The 18,118-nt window shown below is 51.8% G+C and carries 14 protein-coding genes; 10 read left to right on the top strand and 4 right to left on the bottom strand.

Annotated elements, in window-relative coordinates; genetic code table 11:
• Positions 1–195: 195 nt before the first annotated feature.
• The 10 genes from BMY09_RS14220 to BMY09_RS14265 all read left to right on the top strand — a co-directional run bounded on the left by BMY09_RS14220 (position 196) and on the right by BMY09_RS14265 (position 10,797).
• Entirely contained in the window at positions 196–5,016 is a 4,821-nt protein-coding gene (locus BMY09_RS14220; RefSeq protein WP_091359572.1) for an NAD-glutamate dehydrogenase, read from the top strand.
• A gap of 91 nt (positions 5,017–5,107) precedes the next feature.
• Positions 5,108–5,335, top strand: coding sequence for a hypothetical protein (locus tag BMY09_RS14225; protein ID WP_139203194.1), 228 nt, complete (start codon positions 5,108–5,110; stop codon positions 5,333–5,335).
• Positions 5,336–5,766: 431 nt separating this feature from the next.
• Positions 5,767–6,060, top strand: a complete 294-nt coding sequence (locus BMY09_RS14230) for a hypothetical protein (protein ID WP_091359579.1) — start codon at positions 5,767–5,769, stop codon at positions 6,058–6,060.
• A 99-nt stretch (positions 6,061–6,159) separates the two neighbouring features.
• Positions 6,160–6,660 (top strand): DinB family protein, encoded by a 501-nt coding sequence (locus tag BMY09_RS14235; protein ID WP_091359581.1) that lies wholly within the window; start codon positions 6,160–6,162, stop codon positions 6,658–6,660.
• Between the two features lie 85 nt (positions 6,661–6,745).
• Positions 6,746–7,258, top strand: a complete 513-nt coding sequence (locus BMY09_RS14240) for a hypothetical protein (RefSeq protein WP_091359585.1) — start codon at positions 6,746–6,748, stop codon at positions 7,256–7,258.
• 91 nt (positions 7,259–7,349) lie between these two features.
• On the top strand, positions 7,350–7,700 hold the full coding sequence (locus tag BMY09_RS14245) for a hypothetical protein (protein ID WP_091359587.1): 351 nt from the start codon (positions 7,350–7,352) through the stop codon (positions 7,698–7,700).
• A 269-nt stretch (positions 7,701–7,969) separates the two neighbouring features.
• Positions 7,970–8,554 carry a DUF6151 family protein gene (locus BMY09_RS14250; protein WP_091359591.1) on the top strand — a complete coding sequence of 195 codons (585 nt, stop codon included), beginning with the start codon at positions 7,970–7,972 and terminating at the stop codon, positions 8,552–8,554.
• Between the two features lie 247 nt (positions 8,555–8,801).
• Entirely contained in the window at positions 8,802–9,311 is a 510-nt protein-coding gene (locus BMY09_RS14255) for an Lcl C-terminal domain-containing protein (RefSeq protein WP_175483548.1), read from the top strand.
• Between the two features lie 171 nt (positions 9,312–9,482).
• Positions 9,483–10,097 (top strand): LysE family translocator, encoded by a 615-nt coding sequence (locus BMY09_RS14260; protein WP_091359598.1) that lies wholly within the window; start codon positions 9,483–9,485, stop codon positions 10,095–10,097.
• A gap of 463 nt (positions 10,098–10,560) precedes the next feature.
• The gene (locus BMY09_RS14265) at positions 10,561–10,797 is read left to right on the top strand and encodes a hypothetical protein (protein WP_139203195.1); all 237 of its coding nucleotides are present in this window, start codon (positions 10,561–10,563) and stop codon (positions 10,795–10,797) included.
• 87 nt (positions 10,798–10,884) lie between these two features.
• On the opposite strand, the gene BMY09_RS14270 is transcribed toward BMY09_RS14265, so the two are convergent.
• The 4 genes from BMY09_RS14270 to BMY09_RS14285 form a co-directional block, all read right to left on the bottom strand.
• The gene (locus BMY09_RS14270; RefSeq protein ID WP_091359604.1) at positions 10,885–11,934 is read right to left on the bottom strand and encodes an ATP-binding response regulator; all 1,050 of its coding nucleotides are present in this window, start codon (positions 11,932–11,934) and stop codon (positions 10,885–10,887) included.
• Between the two features lie 145 nt (positions 11,935–12,079).
• The gene (locus BMY09_RS14275; protein ID WP_091359607.1) at positions 12,080–15,241 is read right to left on the bottom strand and encodes an AraC family transcriptional regulator ligand-binding domain-containing protein; all 3,162 of its coding nucleotides are present in this window, start codon (positions 15,239–15,241) and stop codon (positions 12,080–12,082) included.
• Between the two features lie 122 nt (positions 15,242–15,363).
• Positions 15,364–16,095, bottom strand: coding sequence for a substrate-binding periplasmic protein (locus BMY09_RS14280; RefSeq protein ID WP_175483549.1), 732 nt, complete (start codon positions 16,093–16,095; stop codon positions 15,364–15,366).
• 262 nt (positions 16,096–16,357) lie between these two features.
• Positions 16,358–17,887, bottom strand: coding sequence for an alanine/glycine:cation symporter family protein (locus BMY09_RS14285; protein WP_091359612.1), 1,530 nt, complete (start codon positions 17,885–17,887; stop codon positions 16,358–16,360).
• Positions 17,888–18,118 lie beyond the last annotated feature (231 nt).

Here is an 18,118-nt window from a genome sequence, read left to right on the forward strand (position 1 = left end):
CAGGGCCTGGCATGCCAGGAGGTCTTATTGGCATGGAAGAGGGTCAGCAAACACTATGGCCCGCTTTATTCTGTTGGTCGTCTTCTGGACAGAACCCTGTCTTAGCTAATGTATAGCTAATATAAATAGCTTATGTAAATAGCTTATGTAAATAGCTTATGTAAATAACTACAAAGGTTAAAAAATAAAACAACCATGCCAGATCGTTCATCTGATAAACCGATGTTACTCGCGCCACTGAATGAATTAGTTATTGAAAGACTTCCGGCAGAGATGGCCAGTAAAGTGGTCAGCTTCTTACGCTGTTATTACCAGACAACAACCGTGGATGAGCTGGAGGAACGCTCGCTGGAGAATCTCTACGGCGCCACCATGTCGTGTTGGCAGTTTCTGCAGGACTTTAGCGCCAGCAAGCCGAAAGTCCGGGTCTATAACCCGGATCTGGAGCAGTTTGGCTGGCGTTCAAACCACACCGTGATAGAGATAATTCATCGCGATATTCCATTTCTGGTGGACTCTGTACGGATGGAGTTGAATCGCCGGGATCTGGTTATTCACACCATTCATAATGCCATTCTCCATGTACAACGCGAGGAGGGACGTCTGGTTGGCCTGGTTGAAGCGGATCATACCCCGGCTCAGGCTGAATCGGTGATCTATCTGGAAGTTGATCGCACCAGCGACCCGACTGAGCTCAAGGCGATACTGACCTCGCTGGAGTTTGTGCTGGCAAATGTCCGCATCGCGGTTGAGGATTATGCGCCGATGCAGGCCCGGGCGCAGGCATTGCTGGATGAACTATCGCAGCCGTCAGTTGATGCCGAAGCTGAAGCGTTTCTGCGCTGGATGCTGGATGATCGTTTTACCTTCCTCGGCTACGATGAGCTGAGCATCAATGGTGATCGGGTGCAGCGGGTTGAGGGCAGCGAGCTGGGGACACTGAAACTACTTAAAAATGCAGGGCAGGGCAGCTCTCGTCTGCTGACAGAGTTGCGGGAAGATGAGCGTGATTTTCTGTTAGAACCTACCCGGCTGATGTTTGCCAAAGATTTCCACTACTCACTGGTTCACCGGCCTGCCTATATGGACTGTGTGGTTATCAAGCGTTTTGATGGGCAGGGCAATGTCGCCAGTCAGTGCCGTTTTTATGGCTTGTATACCTCGTCGGTTTATTCTGAAGCGATGCTGGCCATACCGGGAGTGCGCAGCAAAGCAGAGGCGGTGCTGCAACGGGTTGGTTTCGATCGCCGCAGCCACAACGGTAAAGAGCTGCTACAGATTATGAACGATCTGCCCCGGGATGAGCTGTTCCTTTCCAGCGAGCAGGCGTTGCTGGACAGTGCAATGGGCATTTTCAGCCTGCATGATCGCCGTAAAGTGCGCTTACTGTATCGTAAAGATCGCTGTAACCAGTTTATTACCTTCCTCTACTTTGTCCCCCGGGACATCTTTTCCACCGCGCTGCGGGTGCAGGTTCAGGACCTGCTGGTCAAAGCTTGTCATGCCAGCGAAGTGGAGTTTACCACCACCTTCAGTGAATCAGTTCTGGCGCGGGTGCAGTTTGTCCTGCGCATCGATCCGGATAATGCCGACACTCTGGAACTGGCGCAGCTTGAGGCTGAAGTGGTGCATATCTCTCGTGACTGGCGGGATGAACTGCATTCTGCACTCACCGATCTGTGCGGTGAAGAGGAGGGCAACCGGTTACACCACAGCTATGGTCACGCTTTTACCAGCGCTTACCGGGAACACTTCCCCGCCCTCAGCGGGGTGTACGATATTCAGCGCATTGAAGCATTGTGCGACGACAATCCGGTGACCATGAGTTTTTACCGGGTGTTGGAGCAAAGCCCGAAAGTGCTGCGTTTCAAACTGTTTAATGCGGATGAACCGCTGGTCTTGTCCGATGTGATTCCGGTGCTGGAAAACCTGGGGATGCGGGTGATCGGTGAACACCCGTATGCGGTGAACCGCAGTGATGGAAAACAGTTCTGGATGCATGATTTCACCCTGATCAGTCAGGGGAGTGAGCCGGTCGTGCTGGAAGAGGTTAAAGATGTCTTCCATGATGCATTTGCCAATATCTGGGCGGGACGCGCAGAGAATGATGAGTTCAACCATCTGGTGATCGGCGCCAATCTGAGCTGGCGTGAAGTGGCCATGCTGCGTGCCTATGCCCGCTATAACAAGCAGATCCGTTTCGGCTTTTCGCAATCCTATATCGCCGGCACGCTGGCTCGGCATATCCATGTGACCAAGCTGCTGGTTGCCCTGTTCCGGGCGCGTTTTGAGCCCGGTCGTCGTGACAGTCAGAAATCTCTAGCCCTGGCCGAGCGTATCAGCAACAGTATTATTGATGCGCTCGATAAAGTGGACAATCTCAATGAAGATCAGATTCTGCGGCGTTTTCTGGAACTGATCAAAGCCACCCTGCGGACCAGCTATTTTCAGCGCGATGCAGCCGGTGAACTGAAAGATTATTTCTCGTTCAAACTGAATCCCCGGGCGATTGCCGGTATCCCTCAGCCCCGGCCGATGTTTGAAGTGTTTGTCTATTCAGCACGGGTAGAAGGGGTGCATCTGCGTGGGGGTAAGGTTGCCCGTGGCGGACTGCGCTGGTCAGACCGGCTGGAAGATTACCGCACCGAGGTGCTGGGGCTGGTGAAAGCTCAGCAGGTGAAAAACTCGGTGATCGTGCCGGTGGGTGCTAAAGGTGGCTTTGTGGCTAAAAAGTTACCCACAACCGGCGGTCGTGAGGCGTTCCAGGCCGAAGGTATTGCCAGCTATCAGATCTTCATCTCGGCATTGCTGGATATCACCGACAACCTGGTGGGTGGCGAAGTGGTCCCCCCTGTGGATGTGGTGCGTCACGATGAAGACGATCCCTATTTTGTCGTCGCTGCCGATAAAGGCACCGCGACCTTCTCTGATATCGCCAATGCGATTGCTGAGGAACGCGGCTTCTGGCTGGGGGATGCCTTTGCCTCCGGTGGTTCTCAGGGTTATGACCATAAAGGGATGGGCATTACGGCACGGGGTGCCTGGGAATCCGTTAAGCTGCACTTCCGCGAACTGGGTAAAGATATCCAGTCTGAGGAGTTCAGCGTGGTCGCCATTGGCGATATGGCGGGGGATGTGTTTGGCAACGGCATGCTGCTGTCTGAACATATACAGCTATGTGCGGCATTTAACCATCTGCATATTTTCATCGATCCTGACCCCGATGCGGCAACCAGTTTTGCCGAGCGTAAGCGGCTGTTTGAACTGCCACGCTCCAGTTGGGAAGACTATAACCGCGAGCTGATCTCCGCCGGTGGTGGGGTTTTCTCCCGTGCTGCTAAGTGGCTGGATATCAGTCCACAGATGCAGGCCCGGTTTGATATCAAAGAGACACGCTTATCGCCAAATGATCTGCTCACGGCCCTGCTGAAAGCACCGGTCGACCTGATCTGGAACGGCGGTATCGGTACCTATGTGAAAGCCTCCCGCGAAAGCCATGCCGAGGTGGGCGACAAAGCCAATGACAGCTTGCGCATCAACGGTAATCAGTTGCGCTGCAAGGTATTGGGCGAGGGCGGTAACCTCGGTTTCACTCAACTGGGGCGGATAGAGTTCTGTGCCAATGGCGGTAAATCCAATACCGACTTTATCGACAATGCCGGTGGCGTCGATTGTTCTGACCACGAAGTGAATATCAAAATTCTGCTCAACGAGGTGGTGGCAAACGGCGATATGACCGTGAAGCAGCGTAACGCCCTGCTGCGCGAGATGACCGACGAAGTGGCCGGGCTGGTATTGCAGAACAACTATAAACAGGCGCAGGCGATCAGTATTGCCCACAGCCATGCCCGCCGTTCGATGGATGAATATATCCGCCTGATCCATCGTCTGGAAGCCTCGGGCAAGCTGGACCGGGAACTGGAGTTTATCCCCTCCGATGAGCAGCTTCAGGAGCGCAAACAGGCACAGCAGGGGCTGACCCGGCCGGAACTGTCGGTACTGATCTCCTATGTGAAAGCAGAGCTGAAAGAAGCGCTCAGCGACACCTGGATTACCGATGATGCTTATCTGAGTCATGAAGCGGTGTCTGCTTTTCCCCAGCGTCTGGTGAATGAGTTTGGCACTGAGATCTCACAGCATCGCCTGCGTTCTGAGATCATCGCCACGCAGATCGCCAATGGCATGATCAACAGCATGGGAATCACCTTTGCCGACCGTCTCTGTCAGATCAGTGGCTCCGGGTTTGGTGATGTGGCTGCGGCCTTTGTGATCGCCCGGGATGTGTTCAATATCGATCAGCTGTGGCACCAGATTGAGTCGCTGGACAACCAGGTGCAGTCCGCTCTGCAACAGCAGATGATGGCTGACCTGATCCGTCTGATTCGCCGGGCTACGCAGTGGTTCCTGCGTCACCGGCGGCCTCTGGATGTTGCCGCCACGGTACAACAGTTCCGCAGTGGCGTCGCCACCCTCAGTGGGCAACTGTCACAGTTACTCAGCGGTGAACCCCTGAACCTGTGGCAGCGCAAGCATGATCAGCTGACAGCCGCGGGTGTGCAGGATGAACTGGCGTCAATCGTCGCCGGTGCCGATAGCCTCTATGCGCTACTCAGCATCATTCAGTCTGCCGAGCAGACCGGCCGGTCGCTGCAACAGGTCGCGCAGATCCATTTTGGTCTGGGAGAGCGTTTGCAGCTGCAATGGTTTGATCAGCAGGTCAAAGAGCTGACCGCCAGTAATCACTGGGAGTCGATGGCCAGAGATGGTTTCCGTGAAGACCTCACCAGTCATCAGCAGGCGATAACGGTCAGTGTTCTGTCTGCCGTTGATGCCGACAGTCCCGACGTATCAGAGCAGGACGGTGTTCAGCTTGTAGAAAGCTGGCTGGCGGATAATCACCGCTTACTGGATCGCTGGCAGTCTCTGCTGAATGAGGTGCAAGGCAGTGCACAGCAGGACTTCGCGATCATTACCGTGGCGATCCGCGAACTCATGGAGCTGGCACAGGCACAGTAACAATTAACCCGGGGGCTTATCTGAGCCCCCGTCTATGGTTACAAAACAGGCCTGGAGACAGGCGAACAAGAGATAAACAACGTACAGAATTATGAAACAACGATACGCATTTCCCAAGATGAACGTGGTGCAGTGTGCGCTGAACATTAAGCAGATGGCCGCCGACAGCTGGTGGGTCTACCGTCATGAGATGTGTGGCAATGGCACACTTAAACCGGTGTCCCGGGTGGTGTTCTTCGGCCGCACCCGCGCAGATGTCGATCGCTGGATCGAAACCCAGCGTCAGGAATCGACGGTCTATATGTTATCTGATAACTAGATCAACAGCGGATAGGTGATATCCCAAACTGATCTGCCAGTCCGATCCACTTAAAGCCGTGGTTGCCCCGGGTTAACCACGCACGTGCACCAGGAGGGCTGGGTCTTTGCTTAAAGGCCCGGCCTTCCGCCGTTTAGAATATTGGTAGATCGATCTCCCTGTTCAGGAAACCTCTTTCGCTTGATCCGGGAGTTGCGTGAACTAACTCTTTGAATTATCGGCGACAGCCATTATGATTCAGGTAATGTTATTGGCATGGATGCAGCCTCTACAGACGCTCTAATTCTGTAGAATATCCTTTCTTTTTGTAGCTATCCTGCTGATATATAAAACAAAAGTAACTTTTGGTCTGCCAACTTTCCAGAATTATAGTGCCTGGAGTTATAGTGCCAAAGGGCACTATAACTTACTGTTAAAACTTAAGGGAAAGTATGTCAGTAAACTACATAATCTACGCGCTCGGAATGAAGGGGCAAGTAATCGACAAGGTACTTGTTCCATACCGGGAGAAGGACGGAACATTCCCTATATTTTCGGAAGAACTACAACGAGAGAATAGTAGCGACAAAATTCAAAAGGCGGAGAATAAGGTTCCAGGAATCACGGATATATCTGAGGCTGTAAAATATATCCGTCAAGGTGGTTATCGCTGGCGGCTAAAAGAATATGAAACTGGCCAAGTGAATATCTTTAAGCCAGAGCATATCGTAATCCGTGAGCTATGAGTTTTAACAAGGGCCTTCAAAGGACTCGCGGCACTGTTGGTGCCGCTTCGGTGAGAGCCGTGGCGCTCACCTTTGAGGCTGGTCGTTAGGGGGCATTTTATGAGAGAGACGAAGGTGCTTACCCGCTACAAGGCTTGGGCAGATGATCTGTTCCTGTCAGCGCTGTCTTTCCTTCCCGATACAGAGCTTACCGCACCGCGCCCAATCGTCTTTGGTAGCCTGATTCGCACGCTCAACCACGCCTATCAGATGGATCACGTCTGGAAGTGTCACCTGCTAGGCAAACCTCACGGCTTAACCACTCGCAATCCCCAGGATTGTCCGGGTCTGGCGGAGTTGATTGTAAACCAGCGCTGCATAGATGAGTGGTATGTTAACTACGCCGACACAATCGCAGAGAGTGAACTGGAGGAGGTTGTTGAGTTTGAGTTTATTGGTGGAGGAACCGGACAAATGAGTCGTCGGGATATCCTGATGCACGTCGTAAACCATACTACCTACCACCGCGGTCATGCCGCTGGCATTCTCTATCAGCTCGGTGTTTCGCCACCCACGACTGACTTTCCGGTGTTTCTGCAAGAACGAGATAAAGCGACTTAGATTCTGCCTTGCTTACCGGGTTATTGTGTCTGTGAGTTACAGTGCACAAGATCACTATCATAACGGTTATACATAAAGGGAATTTATGCTCAAGGATGTTTATTTTCTTAATAGTCAGGGACTTTCAGAAGAGCTGAAGTCGGGTACATTCTCAGAGCTCAGAGCTTTAAAGCACCTGATTGTTCTTTCAGTACTCGGGGTTTTTACCTTTGAATTTCCGGTAGTGATTGAGTTTTCTGAGACGGAAATAAGTCTATGGAAAAACCTGGGTTCACTGTTAATGATGATCATTGAAGGTGTTATTACTTACTATGGTGTGTGGCTGACATATCAGGCAAACGAAAAGGGGGACGGTAAAGATTTTTTCTTAAGATTTATATCGTTAAGTCTGCCAGTAGGTTTTAAACTTGCTCTCTATTTTTTGCTGACAGGATTAGGTCTGGCTGCCATATCAGCCCTGTTGATAACAGGTTTAGGTTCATTTGGCGTGGTAGTGAGTATGCTTATCATGTTTCTTGCAACGACAGCGTTCTATGGTCTTTTCTTCGTTCAGCTAAGAAATCATATAGCCAGAGTCTCCGGGTATGAAAGCCAATAATACGTTTGCCTTGTTCACACGCAGGAGTGTGAGAACGAGCTACCATGTTTCTGCCTTTTAAGGAGGCGCTCTGAATCAAGGAACAGATAAAATGCGTAGAGTCTCTGGAATCGTTTTCCTCTTACTTATATTGTCAGGTTGTGATTTTGAAGTGCCGGGTGCTGATGAAAAATTTGGCACACAAAACTTTGTCTCAGCCGTTTCAATTATTGAGTTGCACAAACTACGAAATGGCGAATATCCAGAAAGCCTGGATGATCTTGAGTTCTTGGGAGACTGGGATGGCATTTGGTTAACGGCTGTACGTTATGAAAAGAATGGAAGTGGTTACAATTTATACCTTGAGCGAGGCTGGGCAGGGAAACCCAGTCTGGAGTTTCCTGATAAGTTTAAACACGGGCTGGGTATAAAAGAGACCAACGTAAAGTGGCAGTCACCATAAAGGGTCACAAAGAGGGGTCGATTTTTTCCCTGACCTTCTCTCTGGCTTTTCATCCGGAGGTCTCTGTGCTCTCTGTGTCCTTAGCATGCCCTCTGGGTACTGTGGTGAGACGCTTTTTTACCGGTCTGGAGACAAAGGATCATGGTCTTCTAACTTTTCCTCGATTCTGGTGCCGCGTATGCTGTAGGCTTTAGCAATTAACAGGCACTGACGGTAAGCGCTGATGGTACGCACTGACAGTAAACCTCAATGACGGAGGATAAAAAAGGATGCATAGGATTCAATGTAAATGCGGGGCGCTGCAAGGTCATATTCAGGGATCGGGAACCTGCAGTCGGGTTGTCTGTTACTGCGCTGATTGCCGCGCCTTTACAAAGTTCTTAGGCTGCTCCGATGAGGTGCTGGATGCTCAGGGCGGAAGCGAGATTGTGCAAGTGGTGCAGCCCCGGGTGGTCTTTTCGCAGGGTCAGGAGCACCTTGCTGTCGTTCGTCTGAGTGAGAAAGGCTTGCTGCGTTGGTATGCCGACTGTTGTAAAACTCCGATTGGAAATACCCTGGCTAATCCAAAGGTTTCGTTTATCGGACTTATTCGTCCGTTGCTTGATCAGTCTATGATTGAGAAGGACTTTGGTAGCAGCGTCGCGGTCGTCAATGTTGAATCAGCCATTGGCGAACCCAAGCCCATGAAGAAGGGGCTTTTCGGTGTCATCCTGCGATTTATCTGGATGGTTTTACCGATGCGTATTAGTGGTCAGTATCGGCGTTCTCAACTATTTACGGAGTCGGGCGAGCCTGTCGTGACACCGAAGGTACTGACAGCCGAAGAACGTAAAGCCTTGAAAGCTGACTTTTAAAGAGAGTTTAGTCCGTCCATTAATCGTCCAGGCCAAGGGGGGGCTCAGATCAGGGAGATCGTTGAAATCGCTGGTGGTGACGGCGCTGATGGTGGAGGTGATTGATGAGCTCTGACAATCAGGAATGCCCCTGATCCGTCTTGATTGGTATGTTATTCCCGATAACCGGTGCTCTGCTATTACACCCTGAGGAAACATGAAAGTACCTTATGATCAGAGCCGGATATCTCGATTAAGAAACCATATTATGAAAAAAATTATCACATTTTTGACGCTGACTTCGTGGCTGACTGCAAGTGCCGTTTGGGCTGCTTGTGATGAGAGCATTGCCGAAAGCACACCGTCGTCACGCTTCGTACTTAACGGCGGTGAAGCATATGACCAGCAAACAAAGTTGGCGTGGCAGCGTTGCAGTGTGGGTACTACCTGGACGAGTGATGCCGGTTGCGTTGGGGACGTAAAGCTACTGGGATTAGATAAAGCAAAGCAGTTCGCACAGGCACTCGGTGATGGTTGGCGTGTTCCAACGATTGAAGAACTCTATAGTATTGTCGAACAGAGATGCTTCAATCCAACGATTAACGCCAGTGTGTTTCCTGCTGTAACAAATGTTGGAGAAGGTGCGCCCTATTGGAGTGATACCCCGGTTGAGGAAATTCCCTCACTCGTTTACTTCGTTGATTTTATCGATGGTGCAATAGATGGCCACAGCAAAGGGTTTCCGCTGGCAGTGCGTCTGGTGCGAAGTGAGCCATAGTCGTAGGGGCCGTCAAAAAGTTACGTTAGTTGTTGCCTCCAGTGTAGGCTGCTAAATTTCGTAAGATGTACAAAGCCCGGAAATATCGGTAATTTCAGCTTGGCTTATCTTTTCTTAGCCCCGGTAACCGGCGCTCAGCCATAACAGCCTGAAGAAACATGGAGGTATCTTATGATTTCAGTCGAGTTTTTACTCACATCCTTAGTCGTTGTTGTTATGCCTGGTACAGGTGTTTTATACACAGTGGCTACCGGTCTGTTCGTTGGCAAGCGCGCCAGTCTGTTCGCCGCGTCAGGCTGCACCCTGGGGATTGTGCCTTCGCTTCTGGCAAGCGTGTTTGGCTTAGCCGCTATTTTTCATACTAGCGTACTCGCTTTTCAGGTTGTTAAATATGCCGGTGCGGCATACTTACTCTATCTTGCCTGGGTTATGTGGCGCTCATCCGCTCCGCTGTCTTTAGGGGGAGAAAAGCCAGCGGCCGATTTTCTCACTGTGGCTACAAAGGGCTTTCTTATCAATATATTGAACCCTAAGTTGTCTATTTTCTTTCTCGCTTTTCTACCACAGTTTGTTTCACCGAATGCCGCTCAACCGCTGATTAACATGCTATTACTGGGTGGCGTGTTTATGGCGATGACCTTCGCTGTATTTGTTGTCTATGGCGTTATGGCCAGTAGCTTCAGCGCATATGTGGTGGGGTCAAAGAAAGTCGGTTTGGCGATCCAGAAACTATTTGCAGGTAGTTTTGCCGCACTAGGGCTTAAGCTGGCCTTTAGTGAGCGGTGATCCGGTCATTAAGCCCAACACAACGGGTGAGGTCTGTTTTTCTTGCTAAGCTCTGCTCTTCCCCCCGGTGCTCTGGGTACGGTGCTGAACTGCACTTAAAAATGATTCACCACAGTACCCAGAGGGTATGCTAAGGGCACGGAGGTCACAGAGAAAAATAAAGAGTCGGGGCTAAAACCAAATTTCCGTTTTAGTACTTTTCATTGTTTATAAAGGAGTCGTTTTATTTTCCTTACAAAACCTTCTGCACTGGCTTTTGCCTCCGTGTTCTTAGTATGACCTCTGGGTACGGTGGTGAACCGCTTTTTAGCGATCAGAGGGCGAAGGGTTAACGCCCTTCAACGCTTGCACATAGAAATAGACAAAAAACAGGCAGGTAACAACGTGTTAAGACTGATAGGGTTTATCCTGTTTATGGGTGGTTTAGTCACCCATCTTTGATGGCCTGTCTGGCTGGTCGTTTTTGACGTTAATTCTCGGCGCTGTTTTACTCTTCAGTGTGGAACCTTCTGTCTTGATGCTGGGTTATGGCGTCTTTGCTTTTACTGCGTTCGATGGTTTTTCGAACGGGTTATCTGAACGAACATTTGCAGGGATGATCATCGGGCTGATATTGATATCATGGTCCAACCGATCAGGCGCCGGTGAGGGGAGCGGGCTGGATATTGGTGACGGTGGTGATGGCGGCGGGGGTGACTAGATGAGTTTTGAGAGTGGGGGTACGCTTGCTCAAAAAAGGACTCGCTATATTGTATAGAGAGTCCTCTGTGGTCAAACATGCTTGCCGCTATAACAGCGGAATCTGGCAGTGGATGGCGCCGCTTTCATCCATCTCCGCCAGTTCGCCCTGTAGCTGCTGACACAGTCGTTGCAGATGGTTTTGCAGCTGTTGCGCCCAGGGGGAAGAGGAGAATACCGGCTGGCCATCGGTCAGGGCGACACTCAGACGCAATTGACCAGGTTGCACAGAGGGTTCGGCGCTGAGCTTCAGATCTTCACCGTTGGCCTGCAGAATGGCCAGTTCGATCGCACTGATCAGTATCTGTCTGATCCGCTCCGGGTCGGTGTTAATCTGGGCTGGCAGGGCATCATCAACCCGATAATCCAGCAGCCAGCCTTCGCGCCGGCTCTGGGACAGAAAGGTGGAGAGCATCTCGTCCATCAGCGGTGTCAGTCTGAGTGGCGATGTTTTGGCTGTCTGGTCGGCCAGATCCAGCATGCCGATACTGTTTTGTAACCGCTGGTGTTGGGCATGCAGGTCGGTGGCCAGATCTTTCGCCACTGGGTTGAGGTCCATCTGTTGCAGCTTCTGACTCAGTTTCAGGATCGGCCGGATCTGCTGGTTTAGCTGCTGCGTGACTCCTTTTAGCAACTGGTTGTCCGGGGTGGCTGCCAGGCTGGGGGTTGCCGCCTGCAAGCGGGCATTCTTGATGTCACGAAACGAGCGCAGCGCCACCACTACCGAGGTTAGCAGGCGGGAGGCAGACAGTTCTGCTTTGCTCAGGTAATCGTTGATATCGTAATTAACAATCACCTGTGATTCGGGGGCGTACCCCGGATGGCCGGTACGCAGAATAACCCTTATATCGCGGTTGTTGAGCTGGTTGCGGATATATTCGACCAGTTGCAGCCCTTCGTCATCGTTTTCCATAACGACGTCGAGTAGCGCCAGCGCTATATCGGGATGCTCTGTAAGTAGTTCCCTGGCCTGGGCACCGCTCATTGCACTGATCAGTTCGATTGGCCGTTGTTCAAACTCATAACCGCGAAAAATCATCCGGGTTATGCCGTGAATACCTTCTTCGTCGTCGACGACCAGTACTTTCCATGGATTCATAAACTACTACACATCGGTGTTTTGTCAGAGCTGCTATTTTGCCAGTAAACGTTGTCCGAGTACCAGAAAAAGCGGGCGGGGTCTGCTAATTTCATATCTAGAATGTGTCCATTGGTTTTGTTGTTATCTGGGGCGCGATATTCAATTAACTCAGTACTTTATCAAACAACCGGGCTTTGGCGTGAGCGCCCCAGTGAGTATAAAGATCCTGGCTTTTGTTGAGACAGAAACGGGCCAGACAGTGCTGCCCCTGCCATTGTAAAAAATCCCCGTAGCGTTCATAGCAGAGCGCCGGATGATGACTAAACCCCTGCTGCTCTGCACTCTCAATGGCCTGTTCATACAAGGGGGCGGCAGGTTGGTTAAGCAGGCGGGCTTTTTCAGCCTGCAACAGGAGCAGTTGTGTTTTAAAGTTTTCCGGACTGTGTTTCGCCCAGAGTTCGAAGCGTGATTCAATCTGCTCAACTTCCAGGCGCCGGCGCTGTACCAGCAGCTGTTGGGGCTGCGCCAGAATGAGCCGCATCATGGCGGTACAAAAGAGGGCCTCACTGACACAGAAATACCCTGCCAGCTCATTTTCCAGCGAGGCTTCCCAGCTATATAGTTCGGGCCAGAGTTGCTGCTGGTTGAGCAGAAAGGCCGCCATGATGGTATTGGCAGCCTGCCAGCCATGCTGGTATTCCACCTGGTCGGGCAGGGGGGCTTCACCACAGAGTTGTTCCATCAGCAGCAGGGATGATTGCTGCAGGCGTGCTGCCTGATGGGGCTGCTGCCGATCGAGCATCGCCTGATAATGTTGGCGACACAGGGGCAGTTGCTCAGTCAGGGGGCTGGTCGTTAACAGTGACAGCTGATGCTGGAGTAAGCGGCATTCACTCTGTATCAGCCAGTGGCCATGCTTTTCACTCAATGTTGCAACGTGTTGGAGCTGCTCTCTGGCACTGTGCAGAGGGGTGAACCAGTGTTGCACCTGGCTGCACTGCAGCAGGGCTGCGTTAGTGGCGATATCCAGTTGCTGATCCGTTTCATGCGGCGAACGCTCTGCATCCAGCGACAGCAACCCGCCAAACTGGTTTGCCAGCTGCATCCCCTGAACTGAAAATGCCTGTGCCAACTGATAATCGCCACAGAACCAACTGGCCACCCAGGCATAACTGACAAAGGCAAAAGGAGTCAGGTGGGTACGGCCCTGTTGCAGGCTAAGCTGTGTCATCTGGCCGATGGCGCAGGCGGCAAGCAGCGGTTTACTCTGATGGCGTGCGATCAGACTGATCTTTTCCAGCAGCTGTAACCGCAGTAACGCTTCGGGTGAAGTTAGTGGCGTTAGCTGAGGTAGCTGCTGGATATCGGTGAGTGAGCTGATTTTGTCGTGCAACGTCAACAGGAGTAATAGCTGCTGGTTGTCCGTTTCCGGAAGGGCACCATCTGTCAGCAGCGCCAGATGCTCCAACAGGTGGTTTAACGCCAGTGGCTGTTGGTTGCGGTGTAAACAGATTTCAGCGGTGATCAGTGCTGCGTTAATGCTGTCCAGTGGCGCGATATTTCCTGCGGGTAGTTGCTGCAAACACTGGTCGGCGTGGTCAACCTCGCCCGCCAGCAGGTGTAACTTAGCACGTTGCAGCAGGAGTGTATTTTTTTTGGCTGTCTGACTGGGTTTCAGCAGCCGGTAGGCGTTTGACAGGTAGCGGCTGGCACTGTCAAAACGCTGTTCATTTTGCGCGAGTCTGGCCGCACGAATGTTGAGCTGTCGCAGGCGTTTGCGGTGCTGGTTATCGGTATGCTGAAATGCACGGTTCAGATGTAGTAACACAGGGGTTATCTGATCCAGTGTGAAGGTTGTTGGCAGACGATTCAGCATCGCCATACCACACTGCTGATGCAGCGTGCATTTCTCTGTTTCACTGAGTCGCTGGTAGATGGTGGTGCGGATATCCGGATGACAAAAGCAGCAAAGGGTCTGTTTATCCACCGAATCGTTTTCAGTCCGGGCGGCGAAGTTGTCGCTCTCCCCCGATGTGGAACTAGGCGTTGGGGTGCGGCCAATATTGATCAGCCCAAGTTGTTCGGCGGGCCAGAGGTGTATTGCCAGCCGCGCGACCGGATTGTGGGTGATCTCCCCCAGTTCGACCAGGTTGATTTGTTCGCCCAGCAGAGCAGCCCATTCCAGCAGTTCAAGGGTGAAACTGTTGAGCTTGCTGATACGTTTTTCAATTTTATTGATGCGCTGACGGCTGCTACTTTGTTGCAGCCACTGGGTATGGCTATCCCGCTGGCGGGCGGAAGATGAGGTGTCAATAAAGGCGACGGGTTTGATCTGTTGCCGGTACTGGCTGGGGGCGACACCCATCCAGCGTTTAAACGCTTTTTGAAACGCTGACTGATTTGAAAAACCTAATTGAAATGCGATTTCGCCAAAACTCAGCTGGCCACGCTGGATCATTTGCAGGCAAACATCCCGTCGGGTCTGATCATAGATATCCTGAAAATTGGTCCCCAGAAGACCCAGTTTGCGTTGCAGTGTCCTGAGGCTGAGTCCGACAGAGGCAGCGATCTGTTCCCGGCGGATACAACCTTTACCCTCGGCCAACTGGCGTCTGATCAGATTCCGGGTCTGTGCTGTCAGGGCACTCTGCTGGGCCGATTTACTTAACAGGGAATCAGCAAATTCGCGGTGCAGCTGATGCATCTCAGGGTTGGCGTCGAGGCAGCTTAGCGACAGGTAGTCACTGGCAAGCAGCAGTTGGTTTCGGGGGGCATCAAACTGCACCTCTGCAGCAAAAAATTGCTGGTAGGGCAACAGGTTTTCCGGTTCTGGAAATGCCAGCTGGACCAGACGGACGGGGATCTGATGGCCGGTTAACCAGCGGGGCCAGTTGATCAGGCAGGCGAGCAGGTATTCAACCGGTTGCAGTTCTGGATCGTTCAGTTCCAGAGTAAGCCGGGTGCCCTCTGCGGACTGCTCCATCTGAATAATCGCCCCTTCAAGCAGCAAAGGCAGATAATCGATCAGTGCCTGATAGGCTTTACCCAGCGTCGCGGCGGTGGACATCAGAAAGCCGATAGAGCCGAGCGTTCGCGGCTGAGTGGCTTCCCCTAGGTTCAGTGCAATACGGGGATTATCGGTGGTCTGCGCCAGGGTTTGCAGTATCTGACCATAGGCTGAGGCAGGAAAGCGGGCCCCGGGTATAGCGAACTCTTCCTGGGTCAGCGAGGCGCTTTCCAGAATCCCGGCCGGATCCAGTCTGTAGTGCTGGGCCAGTTGCAATACCGGTTCCAGCAGTTTGGTTGTTGCTGTGGTTACCGTCATGAAAATAAAGTTGGCATGGAAGGATGTATGTATATTTTTGTTGTTAGAAACAAGAATATCATGATGCTGTCCGGCTGTATGTCTTTTCGTGCCGTTTTGTTTGGCCGAGTTGCTCTTAGCCGTTAGCGGTAACGATCGATGATCTGTTGCAGTGTGCCGGATTGACGCAGTTGACGAATCGCCTCATCGATCAGTCTGATGTCATCGGGGTTAACCGTGGCTTTACTGAACATCATATGGATATCATCATCGCTGGCATTCCAGTCCAGCGTTGTGATGTCGCGCTCCAGGCCGAGCTCTTTGATTAATACTTTGCCGTTGTAGAGGTCGGTCAGTACAACATCGGTACGCTGCACCCCCAGCATTTGGATTAACTGCTCATACTTGTTCAACTGATGCACAAAGAAGCGGTCTTTTATCTGATTCCAGGTGCTGCCGTAATAGGCTCCGCGTAACGCCATAACGCGAGGGTTTAAACCGGCCAGCTGTTCAAAGTTTTGCGCTGCGCTCCATTTAGTGTATTCGTCGCGCCGGACAAACAGAGCCATGATCTCTCTTCGGTAGGGTTCAGAGAAATAGGCCCACTCGGATCGTTCTGCGGTTTTTGATGCGCCCAGCGCGAGATCCAGATCACCGGATTTAATATAGCGCATGGTCCGCTCCCAGGGGACCTTGGTAAGTTCATAGCGACAGCCCGCTGCGTTCATAATTACCTTTAGCAGCTCTATATCCATCCCTGCGACTTTATCGTTGTGCCACACCTGGTAGGGTTTCCAGTCCAGCCAGCCGACCAGAAACCGGGTTTGGCAACCGGCCAGTGCGGCGTTACTGAACAGCAGTAACAGCATAGCCATCAGTAAGTGTCTGGTGAGATAGGTTATCGGCATGGTTTTTTTATCACCGTGGAAACGACTCTGGGTTAGCGCTGCCAGGTTATAAACCGGGCAGGCAAGCATCTATTCTAACCCAGTCTTTCGGTATTTGAATCTTTAGCGCATGTTATCTGTTGATAACCGCTGGAAGAGGAACGAAAAAGCCCGCCCTGTTGCCGGGGCGGGCTTTACTGTCTATAACCACTTCAGTCAGCTGAGCTGATTCGAAAAAGCAGAAAGAGTGTTAAACCAGCTCTGTCTCTTTTTCAGTTTCTTTGTTGACTTTGGTAGTCTTTTTAGCGTGCCTTTTTTCCCAGAAAGTGGCGTTCTTGATGCCCAGTTTCAGAGGGTTAAAGGTATAGCTGTCAACGCCGGCTTTATGCTGTTCTTCGTAGTCTTTCAGCGCCTTGAGTGCAGGTTTGGACATAAAGAAGATGATCAGAATACCGGCAATGTTCAGCCATGCCATCAGACCGACACCGATATCACCCAGCCCCCACGCCAGATTTGCTGTTTTTACCGCACCGTAGAAGGTCGCGGCCATCAGAACCAGCTTAAGTGCGCCGATCATGCCAGGGATCTTAAACGTACGCTGGATGTAAGCGATGTTGGTTTCGGCGATGTAGTAGTAAGCCAGAATGGTGGTAAACGAGAAGAAGAACAGTGCAAAGGCGACAAATGGATTGCCAAGGCCCGGCAGCACCCGCTCAATTGCCTGTTGGGTAAACAGTGGACCGTTGGCAGCGATATCTGCCCCCAGGTTTTGCACCAGGAATGTGTCACCGACACCGTGTACGTTATAAGCACCGGTGATCAGAATCATAAATGCGGTGGCCGAACAGACAAACAGGGTGTCGATATAAACCGAGAACGCCTGAACCAGTCCCTGTTGCGCTGGATGCTCAACCGCGGCTGCAGCTGCCGCATGAGGGCCGGTACCCTGACCCGCTTCGTTGGAGTAAACCCCCCGTTTTACACCCCAGCCGATCGCTGCGCCCATACCTGCCATTGGGGTAAAGGCATCTTCTAAAATCATGCCGATCACGCCTGGCAGCATATCGATGTTAAGAAGCACGATAACCGCTGCGATGATGATGTAAGCCAGCGCCATGAAGGGCACAACGATCTGGGTGAAGTTGGCGATACGTTTAACGCCACCAAAGATAATGAAGCCCAGAATCAGGACCACAACGGTGCCCGTGAGAATTTTCGCGAAGCTCAGCGTCCCCATGGTCGTTTCAATCATCGCGCCGGAGCCAAAGGTGGCTTCTACGGCGTTACCGATACTGTTAGCCTGGACACCGGGCAGGCAGATACCGCAGGCCAGAATAGTGGCGATAGCGAAGATCCAGGCAAACCATTTCTGTCCCATCGCTTTTTCGAAGTAGAAAGCCGGACCACCGCGGTATTGCCCCTCATGTTCCTCTTTATAAATCTGTGCCAGAGTGGATTCGGTGTATGCCGTGGCGGCCCCCAGGAAGGCGACTACCCACATCCAGAACACCGCACCGGGGCCACCGAAACCGATAGCGGCAGCAACGCCGGCAATATTACCGGTACCCACACGGCCGGACAGTGAAACAGCCAGAGCCTGGAAGGATGAGATCCCTTTTTCAGAGGCTCTGCCAGAGAACAGCAAAATCCACATTTCGCGGAACATTCGTACCTGTACGAAGCGTGTCAGAATCGAGTAAAAAAGACCCGCCCCAAGGCAGAGATAGATCAGAGCCGGGCTCCAGATAATGCCGTTTGTAAAATCGACAAATTCTTGCATGTGTAAGTGTCTCCGGAAAGCAACGTGCTGGGCACGAAAGTTAGAATTATTGTGTTGCTACAGCACCCATCCTCTGAGATGGATGCAGACTGTTGTCGCGGTCAGATACTGATTGCCAGAGCGCTGGTGATATCTGAGGGGGGCTGCAACAGTCCTGTAACCGGTTGCTCCGTCAGATAGCGGTTAATGAAATGCTATCCAGGCATTTCGCTGTCATGACGGATTAACCAG

This window comes from Amphritea atlantica (assembly GCF_900111095.1).
Lineage (GTDB): Bacteria > Pseudomonadota > Gammaproteobacteria > Pseudomonadales > Balneatricaceae > Amphritea > Amphritea atlantica.

Excerpts from the sequence above, each read along its gene's own strand:
- BMY09_RS14220 (WP_091359572.1), top strand. The coding sequence starts at position 196 with ATGCCAGATCGTTCATCTGATAAACCGATGTTACTCGCGCCACTGAAT.
- BMY09_RS14225 (WP_139203194.1), top strand. The coding sequence starts at position 5,108 with ATGAAACAACGATACGCATTTCCCAAGATGAACGTGGTGCAGTGTGCG.
- BMY09_RS14230 (WP_091359579.1), top strand. The coding sequence starts at position 5,767 with ATGTCAGTAAACTACATAATCTACGCGCTCGGAATGAAGGGGCAAGTA.
- BMY09_RS14235 (WP_091359581.1), top strand. The coding sequence starts at position 6,160 with ATGAGAGAGACGAAGGTGCTTACCCGCTACAAGGCTTGGGCAGATGAT.
- BMY09_RS14240 (WP_091359585.1), top strand. The coding sequence starts at position 6,746 with ATGCTCAAGGATGTTTATTTTCTTAATAGTCAGGGACTTTCAGAAGAG.
- BMY09_RS14245 (WP_091359587.1), top strand. The coding sequence starts at position 7,350 with ATGCGTAGAGTCTCTGGAATCGTTTTCCTCTTACTTATATTGTCAGGT.
- BMY09_RS14250 (WP_091359591.1), top strand. The coding sequence starts at position 7,970 with ATGCATAGGATTCAATGTAAATGCGGGGCGCTGCAAGGTCATATTCAG.
- BMY09_RS14255 (WP_175483548.1), top strand. The coding sequence starts at position 8,802 with ATGAAAAAAATTATCACATTTTTGACGCTGACTTCGTGGCTGACTGCA.
- BMY09_RS14260 (WP_091359598.1), top strand. The coding sequence starts at position 9,483 with ATGATTTCAGTCGAGTTTTTACTCACATCCTTAGTCGTTGTTGTTATG.
- BMY09_RS14270 (WP_091359604.1), bottom strand. The coding sequence starts at position 11,934 with ATGAATCCATGGAAAGTACTGGTCGTCGACGACGAAGAAGGTATTCAC.
- BMY09_RS14275 (WP_091359607.1), bottom strand. The coding sequence starts at position 15,241 with ATGACGGTAACCACAGCAACAACCAAACTGCTGGAACCGGTATTGCAA.
- BMY09_RS14280 (WP_175483549.1), bottom strand. The coding sequence starts at position 16,095 with ATGGCTATGCTGTTACTGCTGTTCAGTAACGCCGCACTGGCCGGTTGC.
- BMY09_RS14285 (WP_091359612.1), bottom strand. The coding sequence starts at position 17,887 with ATGCAAGAATTTGTCGATTTTACAAACGGCATTATCTGGAGCCCGGCT.